At 56.6% G+C, this 23,272-nt stretch carries 21 protein-coding genes and 1 pseudogene; 12 read left to right on the top strand and 10 right to left on the bottom strand.

Going from position 1 to position 23,272, the window contains the following annotated elements:
• From PbB2_RS02160 to PbB2_RS02150, 3 genes are read right to left on the bottom strand one after another with little or no spacing between them, the layout of a single operon-like run.
• Window positions 1-513, bottom strand: coding sequence for a response regulator (locus tag PbB2_RS02160; RefSeq protein ID WP_108983633.1), 513 nt, complete (start codon window positions 511-513; stop codon window positions 1-3).
• The gene (locus tag PbB2_RS02155; RefSeq protein WP_108983632.1) at window positions 510-881 is read right to left on the bottom strand and encodes a response regulator; all 372 of its coding nucleotides are present in this window, start codon (window positions 879-881) and stop codon (window positions 510-512) included. The genes PbB2_RS02160 and PbB2_RS02155 overlap by 4 nt, the downstream gene beginning before the upstream one ends.
• 56 nt (window positions 882-937) lie before the next feature.
• Entirely contained in the window at window positions 938-3,412 is a 2,475-nt protein-coding gene (locus tag PbB2_RS02150) for a PAS domain-containing hybrid sensor histidine kinase/response regulator (RefSeq protein WP_108983631.1), read from the bottom strand.
• A gap of 153 nt (window positions 3,413-3,565) precedes the next feature.
• Here PbB2_RS02150 and PbB2_RS02145 point away from each other — a divergent pair, with 153 nt between their 5' ends.
• The 6 genes and pseudogenes from PbB2_RS02145 to PbB2_RS02120 all read left to right on the top strand — a co-directional run bounded on the left by PbB2_RS02145 (window position 3,566) and on the right by PbB2_RS02120 (window position 9,775).
• Window positions 3,566-4,054, top strand: a complete 489-nt coding sequence (locus PbB2_RS02145; RefSeq protein ID WP_108983630.1) for an iron-sulfur cluster assembly scaffold protein — start codon at window positions 3,566-3,568, stop codon at window positions 4,052-4,054.
• A 291-nt stretch (window positions 4,055-4,345) separates the two neighbouring features.
• Window positions 4,346-4,561 (top strand): annotated as a pseudogene (gene yidD, locus PbB2_RS16385) (membrane protein insertion efficiency factor YidD); the annotation flags it as partial.
• Window positions 4,562-4,709: 148 nt separating this feature from the next.
• Window positions 4,710-6,686: a threonine--tRNA ligase gene (gene thrS / locus PbB2_RS02135; RefSeq protein WP_108983628.1), complete on the top strand. Its 1,977-nt coding sequence runs from the start codon at window positions 4,710-4,712 to the stop codon at window positions 6,684-6,686.
• Window positions 6,683-7,945: an O-antigen ligase family protein gene (locus tag PbB2_RS02130; RefSeq protein ID WP_192576118.1), complete on the top strand. Its 1,263-nt coding sequence runs from the start codon at window positions 6,683-6,685 to the stop codon at window positions 7,943-7,945. The genes thrS and PbB2_RS02130 overlap by 4 nt, the downstream gene beginning before the upstream one ends.
• A gap of 19 nt (window positions 7,946-7,964) precedes the next feature.
• A complete protein-coding gene (locus tag PbB2_RS02125) occupies window positions 7,965-8,813 on the top strand; it encodes a glycosyltransferase family 2 protein (RefSeq protein WP_133245683.1) in 849 nt (282 codons plus the stop codon).
• A 131-nt stretch (window positions 8,814-8,944) separates the two neighbouring features.
• Complete coding sequence (locus tag PbB2_RS02120; protein ID WP_108983625.1) at window positions 8,945-9,775, top strand: helix-turn-helix domain-containing protein; 831 nt, start codon at window positions 8,945-8,947, stop codon at window positions 9,773-9,775.
• A gap of 9 nt (window positions 9,776-9,784) precedes the next feature.
• On the opposite strand, the gene PbB2_RS02115 is transcribed toward PbB2_RS02120, so the two are convergent.
• Window positions 9,785-11,503, bottom strand: a complete 1,719-nt coding sequence (locus tag PbB2_RS02115) for an ArnT family glycosyltransferase (RefSeq protein ID WP_192576117.1) — start codon at window positions 11,501-11,503, stop codon at window positions 9,785-9,787.
• Between the two features lie 164 nt (window positions 11,504-11,667).
• Here PbB2_RS02115 and PbB2_RS02110 point away from each other — a divergent pair, with 164 nt between their 5' ends.
• Window positions 11,668-12,606: a glycosyltransferase family 2 protein gene (locus PbB2_RS02110; RefSeq protein WP_108983623.1), complete on the top strand. Its 939-nt coding sequence runs from the start codon at window positions 11,668-11,670 to the stop codon at window positions 12,604-12,606.
• Window positions 12,607-12,804: 198 nt separating this feature from the next.
• Here the strand turns inward: PbB2_RS02110 and PbB2_RS02105 are convergent, their stop codons facing one another.
• From PbB2_RS02105 to PbB2_RS02095, 3 genes are all read right to left on the bottom strand, one after another.
• Window positions 12,805-13,749, bottom strand: a complete 945-nt coding sequence (locus PbB2_RS02105) for an electron transfer flavoprotein subunit alpha/FixB family protein (RefSeq protein WP_108983622.1) — start codon at window positions 13,747-13,749, stop codon at window positions 12,805-12,807.
• Entirely contained in the window at window positions 13,749-14,495 is a 747-nt protein-coding gene (locus PbB2_RS02100; RefSeq protein WP_108983621.1) for an electron transfer flavoprotein subunit beta/FixA family protein, read from the bottom strand. Before PbB2_RS02100 ends, PbB2_RS02105 begins: the two co-directional genes overlap by 1 nt.
• 129 nt (window positions 14,496-14,624) lie before the next feature.
• A complete protein-coding gene (locus tag PbB2_RS02095; protein ID WP_108983620.1) occupies window positions 14,625-15,323 on the bottom strand; it encodes a c-type cytochrome in 699 nt (232 codons plus the stop codon).
• 208 nt (window positions 15,324-15,531) lie between these two features.
• Between PbB2_RS02095 and PbB2_RS02090 the strand changes: the two genes are divergently transcribed.
• The 3 genes from PbB2_RS02090 to PbB2_RS02080 are packed head-to-tail and all read left to right on the top strand — an operon-like array spanning window position 15,532 to window position 17,470.
• Window positions 15,532-16,329 (top strand): 3-deoxy-manno-octulosonate cytidylyltransferase, encoded by a 798-nt coding sequence (locus PbB2_RS02090; RefSeq protein WP_108983619.1) that lies wholly within the window; start codon window positions 15,532-15,534, stop codon window positions 16,327-16,329.
• Complete coding sequence (locus tag PbB2_RS02085) at window positions 16,326-17,195, top strand: prephenate dehydratase (RefSeq protein WP_108983618.1); 870 nt, start codon at window positions 16,326-16,328, stop codon at window positions 17,193-17,195. Before PbB2_RS02090 ends, PbB2_RS02085 begins: the two co-directional genes overlap by 4 nt.
• A gap of 23 nt (window positions 17,196-17,218) precedes the next feature.
• Complete coding sequence (locus PbB2_RS02080) at window positions 17,219-17,470, top strand: DUF2164 domain-containing protein (protein WP_108983617.1); 252 nt, start codon at window positions 17,219-17,221, stop codon at window positions 17,468-17,470.
• Here PbB2_RS02080 and PbB2_RS02075 read toward each other — a convergent pair whose 3' ends face one another.
• The 3 genes from PbB2_RS02075 to PbB2_RS15840 form a co-directional block, all read right to left on the bottom strand.
• Window positions 17,471-18,934, bottom strand: coding sequence for a beta-barrel domain-containing protein (locus PbB2_RS02075; RefSeq protein WP_108983616.1), 1,464 nt, complete (start codon window positions 18,932-18,934; stop codon window positions 17,471-17,473). It abuts the gene before it with no gap.
• A 6-nt stretch (window positions 18,935-18,940) separates the two neighbouring features.
• Window positions 18,941-19,663, bottom strand: a complete 723-nt coding sequence (locus PbB2_RS02070) for a Clp protease/crotonase-like domain-containing protein (protein WP_108983615.1) — start codon at window positions 19,661-19,663, stop codon at window positions 18,941-18,943.
• Between the two features lie 199 nt (window positions 19,664-19,862).
• Entirely contained in the window at window positions 19,863-20,246 is a 384-nt protein-coding gene (locus PbB2_RS15840; protein WP_133245681.1) for a hypothetical protein, read from the bottom strand.
• Between the two features lie 201 nt (window positions 20,247-20,447).
• On the opposite strand from PbB2_RS15840, the gene PbB2_RS02065 reads away from it, so the two are divergent.
• The gene (locus tag PbB2_RS02065; protein WP_238164806.1) at window positions 20,448-22,637 is read left to right on the top strand and encodes a peptidase domain-containing ABC transporter; all 2,190 of its coding nucleotides are present in this window, start codon (window positions 20,448-20,450) and stop codon (window positions 22,635-22,637) included.
• Between the two features lie 75 nt (window positions 22,638-22,712).
• Window positions 22,713-23,228 carry a DoxX family membrane protein gene (locus tag PbB2_RS02060; protein ID WP_108983613.1) on the top strand — a complete coding sequence of 172 codons (516 nt, stop codon included), beginning with the start codon at window positions 22,713-22,715 and terminating at the stop codon, window positions 23,226-23,228.
• The last annotated feature ends 44 nt before the right edge of the window (window positions 23,229-23,272 follow it).

The following is a 23,272-nucleotide window of genomic DNA, read 5'->3' as shown; positions in this document are numbered from 1 at the left end:
CTAGCGCTTGAGCGCCAAATTGGCCAGCTGGGCCTCTGCCTCGGCGAGGCGGAGCCGCGTTTCTTCGGCCATATTCACCTGTTTGGCCCTATCGCGCAGCACGGCCCGATAGGTTTCGCGTATGCCCAAATGCGTTTCAATGCGCGCACACAACATCTGAAAATCGACTGGCTTGGTCACATAATCATTGGCTCCGGCCTGCAGGCATTCCAGCATTATAGCTTGATCATTGCGTGCTGAGACCATGATGATCGGCAGGGCCGAGGCGCAGCGCTTGGAACGGATGCGGCGGACCAGATCAACCCCGCTGAGACCTGGCATCATGACATCAAGCAATATGATGTCGACCGGCGATACGCTCAAAACGTCCAGCGCTTCATGTCCGTCGCTGGCTTCATAGACCTGCGCATCCCGGTTGCGCAGACGCCGCGCAATCACATCGATATTGTCTTGCAAGTCGTCGACAACCAAGATGTTGACCTTGGCCCAACTTTTGTCTTTTGCATCCATCATGAAGCTTTGGCCTGAAACTGGCGGCTCATTTCATCCATCAAGAAAGGCCAATCGACTGGCTTGGTGGCGAAAGCATCGCACCCGGCTTCAAGACAGGCCTCACGGGATTCATTCATGGCGTGAGCCGTCAAGGCGATGACACGGATACTCGCGCCCAGACTCTCACGAATCTTCCGGGTGGCCTCAAGGCCTGACATGATCGGCATGGATACATCCATCAGCACCAGATCAGGCTTCCAGCTTAGAGCTTGGGTCACCGCATCCTGACCGTCGCAGGCTCCACGCACATCAAACCCCGCCCGCGTCAGACGCCGCATCAGCATCTCGCGATTGTCATCATGGTCTTCTGCCAGCAAAATTCTTTGCACGACGTTCCCCCGAACTTACTTGCCGTTTACAAGTCGCATGATTTGCAACAGGCCGACTAGGCCCGCTCCCGCATTTTCAGGCCGCGCCAGTGATTAAGCCCGGGCAAATTGATGACGTCATTTTCTACGTGATCGGCCTTAGGGCGGATCAATCTGGCAATAGCTGAGCCCAGAACGGCTCCAGTGACAGGCTTCATAAGATGTTCCTGCGCCCCTGCGGCAATCGATTTGCGTTGATCATCGTCGTCGGCAACCACCACAATCGGTGTGTCAATCAGGCTATCGCGCTCGCGTAATTTGTGCAGGCTGGTCAGGCCATCACCGTCAGGAATGTCGAGATTTAGGATGATCAGATCAACCGTACGGAAATCGAGATAGGCAGATGCGGATGTGGCAGTGCAAGCCAGTGCGCAATTGAAACCGAGGCCTTGGACCGCGCGTTGAGCCAGCGCACCCGATACATCATCGCCATCAATCACGAGAACAAGTGGCGTTGTTTCATCGCCAATCATGTTGACCACCACATCGCTGGCCGACAGGCCACGCGCCGGCACCCGCAGCGTGAATGTCGATCCCACACCTGCTTGGCTTTCCACCGACACTGTCCCGCCCAACAATTGCACCATCTCTCGGGTCAAAGTCAGCCCCAATCCCGTCCCGCCGAAGGTCCGAGTGACCGAGTTATCGGCTTGTTGAAAGGGCTGGAACAGCCGGGACAGAGCTTCAGTTGTCATGCCAATGCCTGTGTCACGCACCGAAATGTCCACATAGGGCTGCGCTGACGGGGGGCTTTTGCGCGCAATACAAACCTCCACATCGCCATTCTCGGTGAATTTGATGGCGTTGGAGATCAGATTCATCAAGCACTGGCGCAAACGGAAGCCGTCGGTAAGCACCAGGATCGGGTCTTCAGGCGCCGTCAGAGTCAGCTGATTGCCTCTGTTTCGCGCCAGAGGTCCAAGGCTCTGGAACACATCTTCTGCCAATTCCTGCAGATTGATCTGCTCATAGGTTAGGTCCATTTTACCAGCCTCGATCTTGGCCAAATCGAGTATTTCATTAATCAGCTTGAGCAATTGGTGGGCCGAGTTCTGTACCTTGCGGGCATCGCGCGCGGCTTCGCCCCGGCCATCATGTTCTGCGTCCTCAATCAGCATTTCAGTATAGCCGAGAATGGCATGCAGAGGTGTGCGCAATTCATGACTGACATTGGCCATCAGTTGAGATTTGGCTTGGCTGGCAATCTCAGCCTTATGCCGGGCTTCGCTCAATTGTTGCACAGCTGTGGCAAGCAAATGGTCGCGCTCGTCAATGTCGCGCAAGATTCGCTCAAAGCCAGCCAGCAATTGCCCTGCACTGGGACCGCTGGGATCATCGGCAGCTGGCGTCGCGCCATGATCGTCCAGTGTTTCAGCATCCTGACTAGCTGACGCAGATTTCAGGCTTAAAACCTCCGCGTCACAAAGGTCTTCCAGCAGCTTGCGCTTTTCATCCAGCGCCTCTTGTGCTCGGGCCATCATTGCGGTCAGGCGCGCTTGTTTGGCCTTTTCATCGGCGCGTACCATGAAGACTTCGGTGACATCTTGAGCGTAGCCGATAGCCCCACCGATCTGGCCCTCGGGCGTGTACCAAGGGTGAACTTCCCAATCGAGATAGACTTCAACCCCATCGGCCCGTACCCGATGGTCAAAAGACTTCTGGGTACTACGCCCCTGAAGCGCCGCCTCGATGGCTTCGTGCCAAGTTGCTTTGGCGGAGGGCATGGCGTCAGCCATAGTGCGGCCCAAAAGATCCTGTTCGGACTTGTTGATCGCGGACAGCCAGGCTGCATTGACGGCAAGGAAGCGGCCTTTGGTATCAAACAGGGCGGCACGCATGCTTGTGTGTTGGAACATTAACTTGGAGATCATCGCGTCGCGCGCTGCGGCGCGGCCTTGGACAAGAGCCTCGCGCCGCGCCCGCTCAAGCTTCTGCTCCACCATATCACGATAACGCCAAGCCATCACAATATAGCCCAGTCCACAAATGGTCGCGAGAACGGCAACAAGATGCGAGAAGCTTACCTCAACCTCTTGGGAGGCCACGGGCAGAAGCAAGCTGGCGATCGGCAGGGTGACGAAAGGCGTCAGGGTCATGATGCCCGCAATGCGCGAGACCGATAAGGTATTGGTTGCCCGTGTTGCTGAGGCCGCCAACATGGCAATCGCTGCCACAGCCAGCGCGATGTCGCCGGTTGTCAGCATCGCAATGGGTACAATCATGAAGGTGCACATTGTTACACATGACACCACACCCAAATGCACAGACGTCCATGGCGCAATCAAGCGCGAGCGCTCCCAAGATGCCAAACGGTGGCTAAACCATGTGTCAAAGGCAAATACAGTCAGAAAGCCAGCCACCCAAATAAGGGGCCAGATCTGGTGAATTGCCAGCGCAAATGACGCCCCTGCAATCCCGATCATAATGATAACGATCGGAATTTCCTGGCGCGCATGGATCAGGTGCTTTTGTAGGGCATAGGAACGGATCAAGGCTGTTACTCACAATTACACGATCGCCCATAGCCCAACTCAATTAACATCCAGTCTCAAAATCCGCACATCTTTATGAGAGGTTGTTTCAAATTGTATCGATTTTCCGATTTCGGCTTTCATGCTGGCTGCGCTAGCCCTATATCAGGGCGAATGAGCCACGATCTTTACTCGCCCCGCGTTCTCGAACTGGCAGCTGACATTCCCCATGTCGGCCTGCTGGCAAGCCCTAATGGGCGGGCGCATCGGGTGTCGCGCTTGTGCGGTTCGCGTATTGACCTTGATCTCACCCTCGACGAGGGACACGTGTCTGCCGCAGGTATCGAGCCCAAAGCCTGTGCTTTGGGGCAAGCCAGCGCCAGCATTCTGATGCGGCACATTTTGGGGGCGAGCCCTGACGAAATCCGTAACGCGCGAGACAGCTTTCGCGCGATGTTGAAGGAAGCCGGCCCCCCGCCAACCGGCCGCTTTTGGGAATTGCGGTATCTCGAAGCTGTGCGTGACTATCCACCCCGTCACGCCTCTGCATTGCTGGCCTTTGAGGCGGCTTGCGATGCGCTTGATGAAGCCGAGAAATCTGTTGGGAAAAATCTGGCAGAAGCTGTGCTGCAAGCCCGTCAGGTGGTGGCGGGCGAAAACTGACGCGATGGATGGTGACAAACCCCCCGTGATGAGGGTAGAAGGGCCGCTATGACTGATGGATTTGCACGTGCAGGATTGACTACCGGTTAACGCCGGCGAAGCGTGGCAGGGCGCTTCGCGGCGGCGAGTTGAACCTGTCTCGTAATTTGGCATTAACGCACTATTCCGTCACAGGAAGGGTCCGTCACAGGAAGGGCTTGGGGATCACGTGCTTTGGTTCCCGGCGGTATGACGATGCAATTCTCATCCACGACGCGCCGTTATGACGACAATCCATCCACAAGGTCGCGCCTGTCTCTGGCGGCGCGCGCCTTGCTCGTGGCACAGCGGATTTACAAGGTGACATTGTCGCCGCTGATTGGTCAGCAATGTCGCTATCTGCCGACCTGTTCGGATTATGCAGCGGGTTGCGTCGCCGCGCATGGGGCGTGGCGGGGCTCTTGGATGGGTTTGGCGCGGGTTTGCCGATGCCGTCCCGGCGGGGGCGCGGGTTATGATCCAGTGCCTCTAACCTGTAGTCCGGTTCCAGCTTGGATGCCATGGCGCTATGGCGACTGGCAAGGGGGCGTTCGCCCTGCACCGGATGTACCTGCTGATGCCCAGATGAGTGAGCCAAACAGCGTTTCCACGACAAAAGACCAACAAAGACAAGGCCATGATCCAGCTTCAATTTCCTGACGGGGCAGTCCGTCCCTACGATCTAAACACCACACCCTTGGCCATTGCTGAGGGCATCTCCAAAACGCTTGCCAAAAAGGTCGTTGCAGCCAAAATCGATGGCGATTGGTGGGATTTGACCCGTCCGTTGGACCGGGGTGGCAAGTTCGAACTTGTCACGCGTGACAGCGCGGATGGACTAGAAGTGTTGCGCCATGATGCCGCCCACGTGCTGGCTCAGGCAGTCCAAGAGCTATTCCCCGGTACCCAAGTCACAATCGGCCCTACGGTTGAAGATGGCTTCTACTACGACTTTTACCGGGCTGAGAAATTCTCCACCGACGATTTCGAGGCAATCGAAAAGCGTATGCGTGAAATTGTCGATGCCGACTTGCCCATCATCCGCGAGGAGATGGCGCGCGATGAAGCGATCGGTCACTTCAACGCCATTGGTGAAACCTTCAAAGCCAACATCATTGACGATATTATTCCGCCGGGAGAAGTGATCACCGTTTATCGTCAAGGCGAGACTTGGAAGGATTTATGCCGCGGGCCGCACCTGCCCTCGACAGGCCGACTGGGTAAGGCCTTCAAACTGATGAAGCTGGCAGGGGCCTATTGGCGCGGTGATCCCAAGAACCCACAGCTCCAGCGTATCTATGGCACGGCCTGGGCTGATGAAAAGCAATTGGCCGAACACCTGATGCGGTTGGAAGAGGCCGAAAAGCGCGATCACCGCAAGATTGGCCGGGCCCTGGATCTCTTCCATTTTCAGGAAGAGGCTCAAGGCTCAGTATTCTGGCATCCGAAGGGCTATATGATTTGGCGCACGCTGGAGGCCTTCATTCGCCGTCAGCTTGATCAAGATGGCTATGTCGAGGTCAAGACGCCGCAATTGCTCGCCTCTAAATTCTGGGAACAGTCTGGCCATTGGGAGAAATTCCGCGAAAACATGTTTGTGGTCCCCGATGAAGCCCCCTCCATCGAGGATGATGCGCCAATCTTCTCCGGCGACGCCGATCTTTTGGCCCTCAAACCGATGAATTGTCCGGCCCATATTCAGATCTTCAAATCCGACCAGCGCAGCTATCGCGACTTGCCAATTAGAATGGCCGAATTTGGGTGTTGTCATCGCAACGAGGCCAACGGCGCTTTGCATGGCCTGATGCGTGTACGTCAGATGACCCAGGATGATGCTCATATTTTCTGCCGAGAGGATCAAATTGGTGAGGAGACAAAACGCTTCCTCAATTTGTTCAATCGGACCTATCAAGCCTGCGGCCTCACCAAAATTGAGTATCGACTGGCAACGCGGCCGGAAAAACGCGCAGGCAGCGATAAGACTTGGGATAAGGCCGAGAAGGCGCTAGCCGATGCATTGAGCAGCGTTGGGGTCGACTTCTCCATCGCAGAGGGTGATGGGGCCTTTTATGGTCCAAAACTAGAATTTCATCTTACCGATGCGATCGGTCGGACATGGCAATGCGGCACCTTCCAATTGGATTATGTGCTGCCGGAACGTCTCGATGCGGTGTACACTGGTGAGGATGGACAGAAACATCGTCCTGTGATGCTGCACCGGGCGGTCTTTGGGACATTCGAGCGCTTTATCGGCATCATGATCGAGAATTATGCAGGTGCTCTGCCGACATGGTTGGCCCCAGTGCAAGTTGTCGTCGCGACGATTACGTCAGAAGCCGATGCTTATGCAGAGGCGGTTGCTGCACGGCTTCGCCAAGCGGGCATCCGGGTTGAGACGGATTTGCGCAACGAGAAGATTAATTACAAGGTGCGCGAACATTCCCTCGACAAAGTGCCGGTGATGGCGATTGTCGGCCGCCGCGAGGCTGAGGAGGGCAAAGTGGCTTTGCGCCGATTCGGTAGCCAGGCGCAGGAATTCATGGGCTTGGACGAAGCCGTTGGTGTTCTCCGAGAGGAATGCCTGCCCCCGGACCTGAAAGACGTCGCTGCTTGACCGGCACAGCCCTTAACCTCGAACGCAAGGTTCGAACGGACCCCCGCGCACGCATCGCCGGCGCGTTTGGTATTGCTTTTGGCCTGTTCGCGGGAACCGGCACAGCCGGTCTTGCCATGGCACTCGCCCTTGCGGGGCTCTGGGGGTTGTTTTTCGGCTTCACTGCCCGCGGACGCCCTTTGGACCGTTCGCTTGGCCAAACAGTCAAGCGGGCGGGTGAGGCTTGGCTGTTTCTATTCTTGTTTGTGTTTTGGGTCTTGATGACGTCCTTTTGGTCACCAGCCCAAGGATTGGCTGCAGAGACTGTGCGCCGGTTGGCAACTTTGGCCATTTTGGGGCCGATTGTGGTTTGGGCGGTGCACGCCTGTACAGGGCAAGATCGACTTTTGGCCCAACGGGCAATTGTCGCTGGGGTTTTCACGGCTCTGGCTATTCTCACAAGTGAAGCCATAAGCCATTATGCGATGACCTACATCGCCACCCCTTACAAAGAGCCTTTGGAGATTGCGGGTGACATGGGGCGCGGTGCAACGGCGACCTTGGTTCTCTTCTGGGTAGCTTTCGCCTGTTTGCATCAGCAGCAAAGTGATACACGCGTGCGATTTGCGTTGGTTGTCCTTGCTCTTTTTGTCGCCTTCCAATTCGGAACTGACCTCAATGCCTTAGGTCTGGTTGTTGGAACATTGGTTGCCCTTCTGACCTTGCGGATTCCCCGCTTCATGCTGGCCCTTGTGACGGCTGGGACCGCAGTGCTGGTAGCCGCTGCGCCGATGATTTATCCAACCTTAGCCGATCTAGCCCACAGAGCCTTGCCGGGGGAGGCTATGCCACTGTCCTATGGTCGTCGCGCCCAGATGTGGGAGGTCGCATCCCATTTGATCATGCAGAAGCCGTTGACAGGCTGGGGGCTGGGTGCCGGCAGTACCTTCGATGCGCCAATAGCTTATGGCGGGATCAGTTGGCCAATCATTCAGCTTCATCCCCATTCTGCGCCCCTACATATTTGGCTGGAAACTGGGGGAATTGGTGCGCTCTTGGCCTCCTTAGCCATTGTAACGGGTGGGGGTGTCGCCATCCGACTTTACGGTCGATATCCGGTTGCAGCCGCAGCGCTGGCAGGTGGTCTGACTTTTCTGGCGATCAGTTGGGGCTTTAGCCATGCGGCTTGGCGCGAATGGGTCTGGGTTAGCTTTGCCGCCTTGATCGCCTTCTCGGCCATGTTGCGCAATCCAAGGCGTTGGCGTCAAGCCAGGCAGTAGCGGGGTGACAGATGACGCCATGATCAGCGCTATTGTGGTAACCTATCACACCGGCCCGATTTTATCGGCCAGCCTGCAGGCTTTGTTGGATGCTGAAGCTTGTGCCGAATTGATCCTTGTTGATAATGGCAATCATCCAACAGTGCTTGCAGATTTGCGTGATTGGGCCGGGCGAGAGCCGCGGCTACAGATTGTGAGCGGTCATGGCAATATCGGCTTTGCTCGCGGCTGTAATCTCGGCGCACAACACGCCACGCAACCCGTCCTCGCCTTTGTTAATCCTGACTGCGTGGTTCGCCCGCAGACTCTGCTTTTGATGGCGCGGCAAACCCGTGAAGCGCCAATGATACTCGCCGGGGGCTGTATTCGCGACACCCAAGGACGAGAGCAGCGCGGTGGCCGCCGCGGTGAGATGACTTTATGGGCAGCGCTGGTCAGCTTTGCAGGTTTGGCGAGGCCAGGTGTTGAGGCGGGTGTGTGGCGGGATGTGAATCGCAACCGTGAACCCTTGCCTGTGACGGCCATCGAAATGCCAGTCGTTTCGGGTGCTTTGATGGTCACGCAAGCTGCGGCGTTTCAGCGCATCGGTGGCTTTGACCCGGGATTTTTCCTCCATGTCGAGGATATTGACCTGTGCAAACGCTATTGGCGTGCCGGTGGAAAGGTTGTTTTCGTTCCTGAAGCACAAGCTGAGCACGTTGGAGGAACGAGTCAGGTTGCGTCATGGCGTGTCGAAATTGCCAAGATTCACAGTTTCTTACGCTATTTTTGGAAGTACGCCCGTTCGCCTGTCGGTCATTTGGCGGTGATCTTTGCTGCTCCTTTGTTGATTCTAGGGTTTTTTGTTCGGTTTGCCTTGAAGAAATAAATAGTTAACGCAGCGGTCTTCCCGCCGTGCGCTTGATATTCCAACGATTTAGACGCATGATCATGTCAACAAATATGGTCACATAAATCTGTGGGAGTCGACCAGCGCGCACGGAGATAAGGGGTTACCGGATGTTACATGATCATTCTGAACCAGTGCGCCCAATCCGTGCATTACTACGAGGTCTTGAGGCGCTGCGCGCACTCAATGGCCAGGACGGGATGACCGTCACCGAAGTTGCTGAGCGGGCACGGGTTCCCCGCACCACGGCTTACCGTATTCTCGAGACCTTGTGTCAGGGTGGCTTCGTCGTACGCGATGCGATGGACGATCGTTACCGGCCTACTTTGGCGGTGACAGACCTGGCTGAGGGTGCACAGAATGAAGCCTGGATCCGCGAAGGGGCATGGCCCCAGATTGCCAAGCTGGGTAAGCAGATATTGTGGCCATTAGGCATTTGGACCTTAAGCGGCTCGGACTTGACCTTGCGTGCAGCCACAGACCGGACCAGCCCGTTAGCGCTCAATCGGCTCACCAGCGGAGCCCATGCAGATTTGTTCGACTCCGGAGCCGGCTTGGTGATGCAAGCTTTTGAAAGCAATCTGAAGCGCAACCTTTTGGAAGATATTGGCCTGCAACGCTCCGGACAGACCACGCTGAAAGTTCAGTTGGAAACGATCCGCGCTCGCGGTTACGCCTTCGATGTCAAGGCGTCCGGAGGGGAGATTAATCTCGCTGTCCCGGTCATGCGACCAGAGGGGAGTGAGGGTAGTTCTGTCTTGGCGGCATTGACCGTCCGCTTCATTCGCTCGGCTCTGACCGACGATCGTGTCTTGGCGGAGCTTCTGCCAAAGCTCCTCAAACTCGCCCAAGATATTCGCGAGTCTTATTTGGAATTCGCACCCCCAAATGCACAGGGCTCGCGCTCAGGTGCTGGCGGACGTCCTGCCGAACTGGTGTGACCACATCGGTCATTGTGGCTTGGCGTCTGCGTCTGCTGCAATCACTTGGCCGATCCGCAAGCTAACCGGATCTCCTTTGGAATAATTCAACCCTGTGATCGGTTCGCCACGCCAGCTAATGGCAAGGCCACGTGCTTTCAAGGCTTCAGACAATTGTGCGTCCATGTTGTCTGATTGATTGACCACAACCCCTGACCCAAGTCGCGCGGCCGCAGTGGCGGTTGCAACACTGGATAAAGCAGAATCCGAGCGGGTCAGGAAGATCAGGCTTGGCTCCTGATAGCCTGCGCCAACCAGAGGCCCAGGTTGGCCGGGAGATAGACGGGGGTGCAAGCCTTCGCGCACGAGTGCAGTGGAGACACGGGCGCTGACATCTAATTGGGGCAGGGCTGGAACAAATACCCCCTTAATCATCACGCTGGTCACGACTGCAGCGGCGATCAGGCCGACAGCGGCCAGATGATGGCGACGTATCACAAGGCCCAAACCAGCCAGCCCAACAATTGCGATGATCGCGCTGGTTTGAATCGCCCGACCTTTGGCATCGGGTGCCACATCTTGGGCCAGGAGAATGGGCACTAACGTCATGACCAATGTCCCAAGGCTGAGGATTCCGATCGCACTCCACCTCACCCACGCCGTTTGCCACGCGCCTTTGACGAGGCCAGCTGCTCCGAGCAACAGCAACGCGCCATGGACAGGCAGCGTGTAGTGGGCCAGCTTGGCAGGGGCGGCCTCAAACATGATCCAGCCAGGGATCAGCCAAGCCAATAGAAATCGGATGCCTGCTTCGCGCCTGCCATGCCATGCCATCCAGAAACCCAGCGGGATCAGCACACTTCCAGGCCAGAAAATGACCGGTGACAGCAAGAGATGGGCACCGGGCGGCACTGCTTTGTTTTCTGATTGACCTGCCAGTTTCGGGGCGAGGTCTTGGCCCACAGCATCGATGAAGAACTGCCCATTCGTGGCATGCCAAATCGCAATATACCATGGCAGCACGATTGTTGCGGCCAACAGGATGGCTGGCCAATGCATGGCCCGACGTACCCAACTTAGGTCCCGCTCCCACGCGATCAGCATGACCGCTGACAGGATGATCAAGAGAGGTCCAATCGGCCCCTTGATTAACGCGGCCATACCAAGGCCACCCCATAGAGCCCAACTGGCCCAGCGGACGTTGGCCTGGCCGGGTGCTGACCGCAAACCAGCCATGCCCAGATAGGCTAAAGCAGTAAAGCCAGCCAAAGCGGCATCAGTCTTGGCAATGCCGGCTTCGGTGGACAATAACAGCCCCCCGCCAATTGCGATGGCTGCAATGAGACCAACCCGACGGTCAAATAATCTCACACCGATCTGGAAAACACACAGCGCGGCGAGTAGCCCGCCCAGAAGTGATGGCAGGCGAAAGGCTTGAATTGTGCGCGTCTCGGCTCCATCCAGCGGCCCGGCGGTTGCTGCTTGCAGCCAGTGGATCCCAATCGGCTTCTTGTTGCGCGGTTCATCCTGAAAGCTGATGCGAATGAAATCACCGCTCTCGAACATTTGTGTCGTCGCCTGTACAAAGCGGCTCTCGTCTCGGTCCAAAGGTTGTAGGCTGATAAAACCCGGCAAGGCGCAGGCAAGAAGCAAGGCGGCGATGAGGGCATAGGGCCGCCAGCTTTGACACAGCAAATCCAAAAGTATCAGCGCCTTGTGGCTGTTCGGCTGAGGGGCAGGCTCCGACACGCGCACATCCTTCCAGATCGATGACTTTGAAAGCTCTGGTCTAGCCACTCCCGCGCAGGGTGGCAATTGCTGGCTTATGGAGGGCGCTGTCGATGCAAAACCTACTTCGCAAACCATCCCATCCACCGTATGGCTTGCGATTGTCGAGAGGGGGTTAGATCGCGGTGTTGCCACAAGATTTGTCGATTGCGGTCTTGGTGCCGTGCTATAATGAGGCCGCGACTGTTGCCCAAGTCGTGCAGGATTTTGCCGCTGCTCTGCCAGGGTGCAAGATTTATGTTTATGATAATCGCTCGACCGATGACACATTCGCCCGCGCACAAGCAGCCGGTGCCATTGTAAGACGCGAAGATCGCCCGGGTAAGGGCGAGGTCGTGCGGCGTATGTTCGCTGATATTGAGGCTGATATTTATGTCATGATCGATGGTGATGCGACCTATCACGCCCCATCTGCACCGGAACTGATCAATCTGATGGTGGAAAGCCAGGCGGACTTGGTCAATGGCGCGCGGGTAGATTCGGCGATTAAGGCTTATCGGCCGGGCCATCGCTTTGGCAATCGCCTGCTGACCGGTCTGGTTGGTCTCATCTTTGGTACCATGACGACTGACATGCTGTCGGGCTACAAAATTTTTTCGCGACGGTTTGTGAAGTCGTTCCCGGCCCACTCGCGCGGGTTTGAGATTGAAACCGAATTGATGGTGCATGCTTTGGAACTACGCATGACGATCAAGGAGATGCCGACCCCCTATGCCGAGCGGCCGGAAGGATCTGTTTCCAAGCTCAATACGATTCGAGATGGCATTCGCATTTTGTCGATTATCGGCCTGTTTGTGCGTGAGGAGCGGCCTTTGATTGTTTTTACCTCATTGGGTGCGCTTTTGGCGTTGGCAGCCTTCGGCTTGGGTATACCCGTGGTGCTTGAGTTCTTGGAAACCGGTCTGGTTTCCCGGTTTCCGACCGCCATTCTGGCAAGTGCGATGATGGTGACGGCTGTGATTTCGGTATTCTCTGGTTTCGTACTGGACACGGTGACGCGTGGTCGACGCGAGGCGAAGCGCTTTGCGTATCTGGCGGCCCAAGACCGCCGATTTAAACTTTAGAATTGGCTTGTGTTCAACACAAATGGGTCGGCCTTGGTAATTTCCGAAGACAGGGGAAAGCATCTGCCTGTCGGATTTGGTCTCAACCAACGATGCCATAGATGGATTTGGCGCGTGTCGACCAAACAAAAGCGCCTCCCAGCGTGGCTGAGAGGCGCTTGGGTCTAAAGACCCGTCGATCCAATGATCACATTGGGCTTAGAGGCCCGCTTTGGTGAGCTCACCCATCAAATCGGGTACAGCAGCCTTATAGTCGGCAACCAGCCCATAATCGGCAATGGCGAAAATCGGCGCGTCAGCATCCTTATTGATCGCAACGATCACCTTGGAATCTTTCATACCAGCCAAATGCTGGATGGCACCTGAAATGCCGACTGCGACATAAAGTTCTGGGGCGACCACTTTGCCAGTCTGACCAACTTGATAGTCATTGGGCGCATAGCCCGCATCCACTGCCGCCCGAGAGGCACCAACAGCCGCACCCAGTTTATCTGCCAGAGGCTCGATCACATTGTGGAACTCATCAGCAGAACCCATGGCCCGGCCACCAGAAACCACACGTTTGGCACCGGCCAATTCAGGGCGCTCGGATTTAACAATCTCAGCACCCTTGAAAGTGATTGCGGCGGTTGCAGCGCCTGCTGCCACGCTTTCCACTGCAGCCGAACCACCTGCCCCAGCCGCCCCGAAGGCAGTGGTGCGTACGGTGATGACCTTCTTGGCATCCGAGCTTTCAATGGTTTCAAGCGCATTGCCGGCATAGATTGGCCGAACAAAAGTGTTGCCGCTGACCACTTCTTGAATGTCTGAAATCGGTGAAACATCCAAAGCTGCGGCGATGCGGGGCGCGGCATTCTTGCCCGTGGCCGTAGCGGCAAACAACACCGCATCATAATTGGCCATGAGCGGCACCACCAAGCCTTCAATGGCTTCGGCAATGCCTTGCTCGAACGCCGCACCTTCCGCATGGAGCACCTTGCGCACGCCTGCGATGCCGGCTGCTGCACCGGCGGCAGCACCCGCACCTTGTCCCGCGACCAGAACGTCAACGTCTTTGGACAAGGCTAAAGCGGCGGTGATGGTCTTGTTGGTTGCGTCCTTTACGGACGCATTATCATGTTCGGCAACAACGAGAACTGCCATTAGAGGACCCCTGCTTCCTTGAGTTTGCCAACCAATTGCTCAGCGCTTTCCACCTTGATGCCACCGGCGCGAACAGGCGGCTCAGTCACTTTCAGCACTTTGAGGCGCGATGCGACATCAACACCGTAATCAGCCACGGCTTTTACATCGATCGGCTTTTTCTTGGCCTTCATAATGTTAGGTAGCGAGGCATAGCGCGGCTCATTCAAGCGCAGGTCTGCGGTTACAATGGCTGGAAGGGCGGCTTCCAGCGTTTGCAGACCCCCGTCAATTTCACGAGTCACCACTGCCTTGCCATCGGCAATTTCGACCTTGGAGGCAAATGTAGCTTGTGGCCAACCCAAAAGCGCTGCGAGCATCTGGCCAGTGGCATTGTTGTCGCCATCAATGGCTTGCTTGCCCATCAGCACCAATTGGGGGGCTTCTTCGCCAACAACGGCCTTGAGCAGCTTGGCTACAGCAAGAGGTTCAAGATCGGCATCGGTCTGGATCAGCACGCCGCGATCTGCACCCATGGCCAAGGCTGTGCGAATGGTTTCCTGAGCTTGCTGGGGCCCAATCGAGACTGCAACAATCTCGCTGGCCACACCTTTTTCCTTCAGGCGGACAGCTTCTTCCACGGCAATTTCGCAGAAGGGGTTCATCGACATTTTCACATTGGCAAGGTCCACCCCGGTCTGATCGGGTTTCACGCGGACCTTCACATTGTAATCAATGACCCGCTTGACGGGTACGAGGATTTTCATGGGGCGTCTCCACTGAGTGAGCGTTTGTCTGTTTGGGGCAAGGTCGCCAGCTTACCCCACGATTGTGTATATGGGTTCGGTCGGGGCCATGGCCAGTTCTAAACGATGGCCCCGCCGAAAGAATGTAGTCTATTTTGGTGCGGCAGGGGCAGCTGCAGCATCTGTCGCAGCCGGTGCCGCCCCGTCAGCAGGTGCCGCCGCGCCATCTGCAGGTGCCGCTGCCGCTGCTGCTGCGGCGGCCGCTTGGGCTGGATCCCGTGTTGGGTCTGGTGCTGGCAAAGCAGCCGGTGATGGTGCCAGCGAGCGCAGATAAGCCACCACAGCCACACGGTCTGACGACTTGCCCATACCTGCATAAGACATGGCAGTGCCTTTGATATAGGTCTTTGGGGCTTTCAAGAAGTTATATAGCCCATCATAGTCCCAAGCCTTGCCATAGGCCTTCATGGCGTCGGAATAGGCGAACCCACCATGGGTCCCTGCCGTGCGCCCGAACACTTCATACAGCGATGGGCCGGTCTTATTGGCGCTTCCAGGCTCGACATTATGGCAGGACGAGCAGACTTTATGCAGCTTGTCGCCTTGGGCCACCAGCTCGGCGGTCTTGGCAGGGTCGGCCAGAAGCGTTCCCCAATCTGGCATCAATTCCGGCCCGGCATCGGCAGCCGCACCCCCGGCTGGGGCTTCGGCGACTTCGACGGGGAACCCGACGGCTTCTTGATTATTGGCATAGACCATATCGCCTAAAGTGCGGAGGCCCATAATGCCCAAGCCAGTCGCCAGAATGGCGCCGGCAACCATGTTGAACCACAGATTATTGCTGCTCATAACGGTGCTGATATCCCTGTTGCATCGCTTTTGCCACAAGGCTTACCCCGTTATTTTAGGGGCTAGGCTGGCGGCTTTGCGGATCAAACTGTCCTATGGCATGCGTCTTATCGGCTTTCAACAGTTAGTGCTGTGGCGCTGCTATCCCTGAGGCTCGCCAATTGGTGCTCGCTTCTTTAAGAACGGCCCCAGACTGAGGACTATCACGATGTCGCGACCCTTGATTGTCATTCCTGCACGCATGGCTGCCACCCGTCTGCCCGGCAAGCCTTTGGCCGATATTGCTGGAAAGCCGATGATCGCGCGGGTGATCGAGCGGGCCTTGCTGGCTGGTCTAGGCCCGGTTGCCGTCGCTGCTGGCGAGCCCGAGATTGTTGCTGCAGCAGAAACCGCCGGTGCCATGGCGGTGCTCACCAATCCCGATTTGCCCTCTGGATCAGACCGGATTCATGCTGCTTTGGCGGCACTGGATCCTGAAGGCCAGTTTGATCCCATCATTAATCTGCAAGGCGACATGCCGACCTTGGACCCCGCGTTGCTGCAATCCGCGCTGGCCGCATTGGAAGACAGCCCCGAGGCCGGCCTATCGACTTTGGTGTCGCCGAGTGATGATCCGGTTGAGCGGGCGGACCCCAATGTGGTTAAGGCAATCGTTTCTTGGCCAGATGATGAAGACGGGCAGGAAGAAGACGGGCAGGGCACTTTGCCTGCGACAACGGGTCGCTGTCTCTACTTCACCCGAGCCGATGCGCCGAGCGGGCCCGGGCCTGTGATGCGTCATGTCGGCCTTTATGTTTGGCGGCGAAACAGTTTGGCCCGCTTTGTTGCTGCCCCGCCTTCCGCCCTTGAAAAGCGCGAAAAGCTGGAACAATTGCGTGCTTTGGAACTGGGGATGGGGATTGCCGCCCGCGCAGTAGCGGTCTTCCCCAAAGGTGTGGACACACCAGAGCATTTGGAAGCAGCCCGGGCTTGGTATCACAACAACAATCAGGAGACCCCAACGTGAGCGCGCTATCTGCGGGAAAAATCGCCTTTCAGGGTGAATTGGGGGCCAATTCCCATGCTGCGGCCAAGGCTGCCTGTCCGGATCTGGAGCCTTTGCCTTGTCAGACCTTTGAAGACGCTTTTGCCGCCGTTGCCAGCGGCAAAGCTGAACGGGCGATGATAGCGATTGAAAACACGTTGGCTGGCCGGGTGGGCGATGTGCACCATCTTTTGCCTGAAGCCGGCCTCTATATTGTGGGGGAGTATTTTGCCCCTATCCATCACCAACTTGTCGGTGTCAAAGGGGCTGCTTTGGCCGATATCCGCAAAATCCGTTCCCACCCAATGGCGCTCGGCCAATGCCGCAAAATCATCAGAGAACTGGGAGCTGAAGCCGTCAAAACCGCCGACACTGCGGGTGCTGTGCGCGAGATTGCTGAACTGGGAGACAAGAGCGTGGCGGCTCTTGGATCAACCTTGGCCGCCTCTTTTTACGATCTACCGATCCTGCGCGCCGATGTGGAGGATGAGCCCCACAATGCCACCCGCTTTGTCATTCTCTCGGCCACTCCTGATGATGCCGATCTCGAAGATGGTAAGTACATCACAAGTTTTGTCTTTCAGGTCCGAAATATTCCTGCCGCGCTCTATAAGGCCATGGGCGGGTTTGCCACCAATGGCGTCAACATGACCAAGCTGGAAAGTTATCAGGTGGGCGGAAGTTTCCATGCCACCCAATTTTATGCCGATATTGAAGGCCACCCAAATGAGCGCAATGTGCAACTGGCGTTGCAGGAATTGAAGTTTTTCTCTGCTGAGTTGAAAATCCTTGGCGTCTATAAGGCTCATCCCTATCGCAATCTCGAGTCCTCGGCCACTGCTGGTTAGGCGACAATACAGGACCTAATTTGATGCCTTCTTTGCCCCGGGATCAGCGTCAGGATGCCATCAAAGCTCTCAGCCAATATTGTGCCGAGAATCTTGATGAGCCCGTCGGCAATTTGGCGATTGAAGCCCTGCTTGACTTCATCGCCCAAGACCTCGGCCCACTTTTCTACAATCAAGGCGTCCAAGACGCCCAAGCCCGCCTGCAAGGCCTGATCACCGAATTGGACCAAGACATCTATCAAGAACCCTTTACCTACTGGCGACGCCGGAAGTGATTATCCCGCCGCGGCCCTAGCCCGCGCCGCAAGAAGTGGATCAAGCAGCCAGCTCATGAAAGTGCGTTTGTCGGTGATGACATCGGCCTTCAACGTCATGCCGGGCTGGAGGGGGCGGTCTTTGCCGTAGGCTTGGATGCCGGGGCCAGTCAGCGCCACGCGGATGCGGTAGACGGGTTCTTTGAACTCGATAGGCGCTGCAATTTCGCCGGGGCGTAGGGCTGAGCGGGCGATTTCGCGCACTTCGCCTTGAATGGCCCCGAATTGCTGGAACGGAAAGGCATCGACCATCAGGCGCACGCGCTGGCCTTCGGTGATGAAGCCCGCCGCACGCGTAGGCACCAAGATTTGTGCTTCCATCGGGCTGCCCTTGGGCGAGAGATTGATCAAGGGCACATTGGGGTTGGCTGCTTCGCCGGGGCGGATATTGAGGCTCGCCACCCGGCCCGCAACGGGGGCACGCACGACATAGCCGTCCTGCACCGAAAGCTCGGTCAGCCCCGTTTCCAATTGTGTCTTAGCACTGCGCAGCTGACTGGCTTCAGAAGCGCGCGCAGGCTCAAGGGCTTGACGTTGACGCATCAGGTCTTTGGTCTCGCCAGAACGTGACGCGGCAAGAGTGGCACGTTGGCGAGCGATGTCGGCCAGTTCGGCTTGATGGGTGGCGCGAAGGGATTGGCGCTGGCGGTCATAATCCTTGGCCTCGTCAAGGCGGGATTGGATTTGCCGGTTAAGGTCGCCCAATTGGGCGCGGGCAGCAATACTGGCTTGTGCCCGCCGATCAGCCTCGGTGCTCGCCATATAGCCTTTGGATACTAAGGTTCGGGCTTGGGCTTCGGCGCGTTCAGAGATGGCCAATTGGCCTTGAGCCAGCTCGCGGCTGGCCTCAAGGCGGCTGGCGTCGGCGCGGGCGGCCATCGCACGATCAGCTAAGCGCGCATCATCCTGGGTAAAGCGATTGGCATTGCCGCGTGCCGCCTCCATTAGGCGCGCATCTTCGGCTGCAAAGCGGTCGAGCGTGGCACTCGCCCGTTCTGCAAGCCTGCGGCTCTCTTCGGCAAAGCGTTGGGCGCTGGCGGCGGCCTGCAGCTCAATCTCGGTCAACCGCGCCCGGGTCTGTGCTCGCTGCAGTGGTACCACGGCACCGTCAGCCCCTGACACATCCAAAGCAAGCCGCATCAAAGGCTGGCCCTCAGCCACCAGATCCCCTTGGCGGACCAGCACGGCATCTGCCACCCCGCCACGCGGCGCATAGACAGCCGATAAACCCGCCTCTGGCGCAATCCACCCTGCTACGGTCTCTTTGCGTGCATATTGGCCAAGTGCCAGATAGACCGTGCCAATGGCAACGCTGATGACCGCTACTGCCGTGAATGCTGCCAATCTGGCGGGCTGATGCAGTGTTACGCTGCCGTAAACACGGCGGCGCTGGGCTTCAATGACGGCGGGGCGGAAGAGGGTCATTGCCTACTATTGTTTCAGAAGCTGAAGAGTGGATTTGTCATCTGCGCCACAGTTGGCAATCGTATGCGCGTACTCAATTTGATCAGAAACAGCACGAGAAGCAACAAACCCAACCGGACCCCATTCAGGCCGCTTTGATGCAACCTTGTCCAAGTCAGCCGCAGTATCAATGAGATTTCTGCCCGCCTTTATCTGAAACCCATACTGCTTCAGAGCGTCCCTCGAAAACACTACAAATCCCAATTTTGATCGACCGAAGTAGTTTAACTGTCCGTTCTCGATTTCAGCGCTCACGCAGGTCGGCTCGACCAGTTTGATGGAATCCTTCAGCAGATCATTCGAAATACCAGCCCTCTCAAGAATTTGAAGTTCGCGCGTTGCTAGATCGCGAGCTTTTTCGACTTCTGGATTCAGTTTGCCGAGTCGACTCGTAAGAAAATCTGCATGAGAGTTCATACTCCAATGAAATAAAAGCGCCGTGTTTGGCTCGACCCTCTTTTCCGGCGAAGCAATAAAGACCAAGGCACATGCTGATCCACAATAGTCATATATTACTACCGGTATCTTTCGTTCCTGAACTTTTTCGGCTAGAGCGATGCCTGCTGATCCATCACCCCCCAAACTACGTATACGGAGTGTGTAATGGCTGTCGCGATCTAGCGCTTCCAAAACTGGTTTGATGTTGGTTTGCGTAATGGGTCCTGAATACTCAATGACGGGTCGCGACATACACCCTGAAGAGAAGCATAGACACACCGAACAAGCTATTCGCACTGCAAATGTTGGTATTGTTTTCACAGACTTTTAATTCCCCTTAGCCAGCAAAATTGAGGCGTTTAGACACAGTACGACGACCTACTTATCCAAAAATTTCCGGAAAGTAGGTCGCCAAGTTGCCTCTACAGGTCCATTAGCTTTTCAAAACGCTTTATGGGATTGCAGCAGGCGGAGTTCCGAAGGCTCGGCCCCAGAAGCGTTGCCGTGCTTCCCTTGACGTGTTGACTGGCACCATAACATCAATCGCATCTGGCTGCACTTCTACTTTGACTTCTGGCTTTTCAGGGTCTGCTGGCTTCACAGGCTGAACCACAACGCCAGGTCGACCAACTGATCCGCCAATCCAACCGCCTCCGACGAAGCCGCCTACTCCAGTTGGCCCACGGACTCCAACGACCACCACGGTTTCGACCTGCCGGTCTTCTTCCTTGGGTTTTTCAGCAGGCTTTGAGGGTGTGCTCGGAGCTGGTGGGGCAGGAGGGGGACTATTTCCGCCGCTAACATACCTAACTTCATCGACCGTCAATACGCGCATAACTTCAGCTCCATCATAGATGTTAAAATTGGATATCACATCTCTGTGTTCCGCGGCCTAATCGACCGTGAGTAAAGTTGACGGGCTCGGGGAGGGTATGTCAAGTTGCGTTCGTTAACCACGCAGACACAAATTTGTGAGGTACAGCTGCGGCTTTGCGAAGTACAGCTGAAGCGGAGTACCCAGTAATCGGAACATCTATTGCGCAACAATGTAAGTGATCTAAACTCCGGCATAAACTCCCACGACGAAAGCCGCATGTGGCTGACCCGTCTGTTCCACTCCGACAAGCTGCCGATGATCCTGCAGGCAGAGGCGGCGGAGTGTGGCTTGACCTGCCTTGCCATGGTTGCCGCCGCCCATGGCCAACGTCACACGCTCTCTGATCTTCGCCGCAAATTCAGCGCCAGCCTGAAGGGCACGACCCTCAAAAGCGTCATGGATATGGCCGACGGGCTGGGCATGGTGGGTAGGCCCTTGCGGTTAGAAGTCGATGAATTACCGAGCCTCAAGCCGCCTTGTGTGCTGCATTGGAATTTATCCCACTATGTCGTGCTAAAAAAGGCTTGGAATGGGCCAGGCGGAATTTGGGCCGTTATTCATGACCCCGCGCGCGGTGTGCGCAAAGTCGCCCCCGCAGAGATTGGGCGTTCCTTCACCGGTGTGGCGCTGGAACTGACACCTACACCCGCTTTTACCAAGAAGAAGCACGTCGAGCGGGTTCGACTGTCTGATCTCTGGAGCACGCTGAAGGGCCTCAAAGGCCCTGTCATCCAGCTCTTCCTGCTAGCCCTTGTCGTGCAAGTGATTGGCGTATTCAGCCCGATGCTGAACCAATTGATCATTGATGATGCCATTTCCAAAGGCGATATGGACCTTCTGACCACCATTGGCACGGGCATGGTGATCTTGCTTCTGATCCAGACCTGCATTGGCCTCTTGCAAGGCTTTGTCGGCATGTATCTGGGCACGCAGCTTAACTTTCAGATGCAGAGCAATCTGTTGCGCCATGCCCTGCGCTTGCCCGTGGCGTGGTTTGAGAAGCGTCATATTGGCGACATTATGAGCCGGTTTGGCTCGCTCGGACCAGTACAAAGTTTCTTGACCAGCGTGCCAATTGGCGCAACTTTGAACGTCATCATGCTGGTGGTCGGTGGCACAATGGCGGTGCTCTATTCGCCACTGCTGTTTGGCTGTGTAATAGCCAGTATGGTCATCCCCGTAATCGTTCAAGCCGTCACCTTTCCTTGGGTGCGGCGCAAGACCGATGAGGGCATTTCGCTCGGGGCAGTTGAGTCGACGACGTTCATGGAGACTTTGCGCGGCGCGCGGACATTTAAGCTATTCGGCAAAGAGCGCGAACGGGTCAGCCAATGGCAGAATGATATGGCAGCCAGCGTTAACAATAGCGTTACCATACAGCGGGTCGGCCTGTGGGGCGGGGCGGGGCTTGGGATTGTTACAGGCCTGCAAGGGGTTGCCGTCTGGTGGCTGGGTGCCAAGCAAGTAATTGATGGCACCATGAGCCTTGGCATGCTGATGGCGTTTCAATCCTATGCAGGGCAATTCTCTGGGGCACTATCCGGCCTCATTGGCATCTATTTCCAGTGGAAGACGTTGGAGCTTCACCTCGAGCGCCTCGCCGACGTGGTGCATGAGGACCCAGAAGTTGGCGTGGATGAGCCCATTCAAGAAGGCCGCTTGTTTGAAGGCCGTATTGGGGCCGACAAACTCTCTTTCCGTTATGCAACTCACGAGCCCTTGGTGTTCAAGGATGCCAGCTTCTCCATCGACCCCGGCCAATTTGTTGCCATCATTGGCCCGTCCGGCGGTGGCAAGACGACTTTGATGAAGGTTCTTCTGGGCCTGCTTGATCCCACCGAAGGGGAAGTGAAGGTTGAAGGGGTGGGCCTCAAGAATTTTGGCGTGCGCACATTCCGGCATCGCATCGGCGCTGTCTTACAAGATGATCGCCTGCTGGCAGGCACGATTGCCGACAATGTCTCTTTCTTCGATGCAGATCACGATATGGCGAAAGTGGAAGAATGCTTGGCCAAGGCATGCGTGTTGGATGATATTCTCAAGATGCCAATGGGCACGATGACTTTGGTGGGTGATCTGGGCTCCACCCTGTCTGGTGGGCAGCAGCAGCGCGTGCTTCTTGCCCGCGCGCTCTACCGCGAACCGACAATTCTGTTCCTAGACGAAGGCACCGCCAATCTCGACCCCGAGACTGAAGCACGGGTTGCCGAGACCCTACGTGGACTATCTTGCACCCGTATCTTTGTTGCGCACAGGGAAGCCGCGATTGCTGGGGCTGACCGTACGCTGCTGGTCGCAGGCGGCACGGTCACGGAGGTCACCGAGCAGGTGCACGTGGCGGCGGAGTAGTCTTCAACGCATCTCCTGTAACCGCGGCCAAATATCAGGCGTACCTCCTTCTATCGACATGAGGAGGCCACGGCCATGAAACTTAAGAACCTTGCGGCCACGGCCATTTCCCTGTTCGGCGCTGTCATTTTTCTCGACAGCCTGCGTTACAAGTTTACCGATCACCCAAAAACCCAAGTAATTTTTGGCGCATTGGACGGTTGGGCCAGCTCACTGGGATTGCCGGGCCTGTTTGCGCATACCGGTCTGTTCAGCCAATATGTGATCGGCTCGGCAGAGTTGGTCGCGTCAATATTGTTGCTGGTCGGCCTGTTGCCGCGATTACAGCGCCTCAATGCCCTCGGTGCGCTGATCGCCTTTGCCGTGATGAGCGGGGCCGTAAGCTTCCATCTGCTTACCCCGCTGGGCATTGACCCCAATCATGACGGTGGCGGCCTGTTTGCGGCCGCGGCCACCTTGCTGACCGGGTCAGCTATCCTGATCTTGATCCGCCTGCCCGACATAGCCGGCCTGCTGGGCGATCTCAGTCGGGCATTTATCCAAGCCCCTTCGGATGACATGGCCCCCATGGGCAAGCCTGCACGCGCCTGAACCTTTCTGCCCCTTACCCTCCCCAATATCTTTCAAACCAGAGA

The organism is Candidatus Phycosocius bacilliformis (assembly GCF_003112735.1).
GTDB lineage: Bacteria > Pseudomonadota > Alphaproteobacteria > Caulobacterales > Aquidulcibacteraceae > Aquidulcibacter > Aquidulcibacter bacilliformis.
This window is presented reverse-complemented; position numbering and strand designations above follow the sequence as displayed.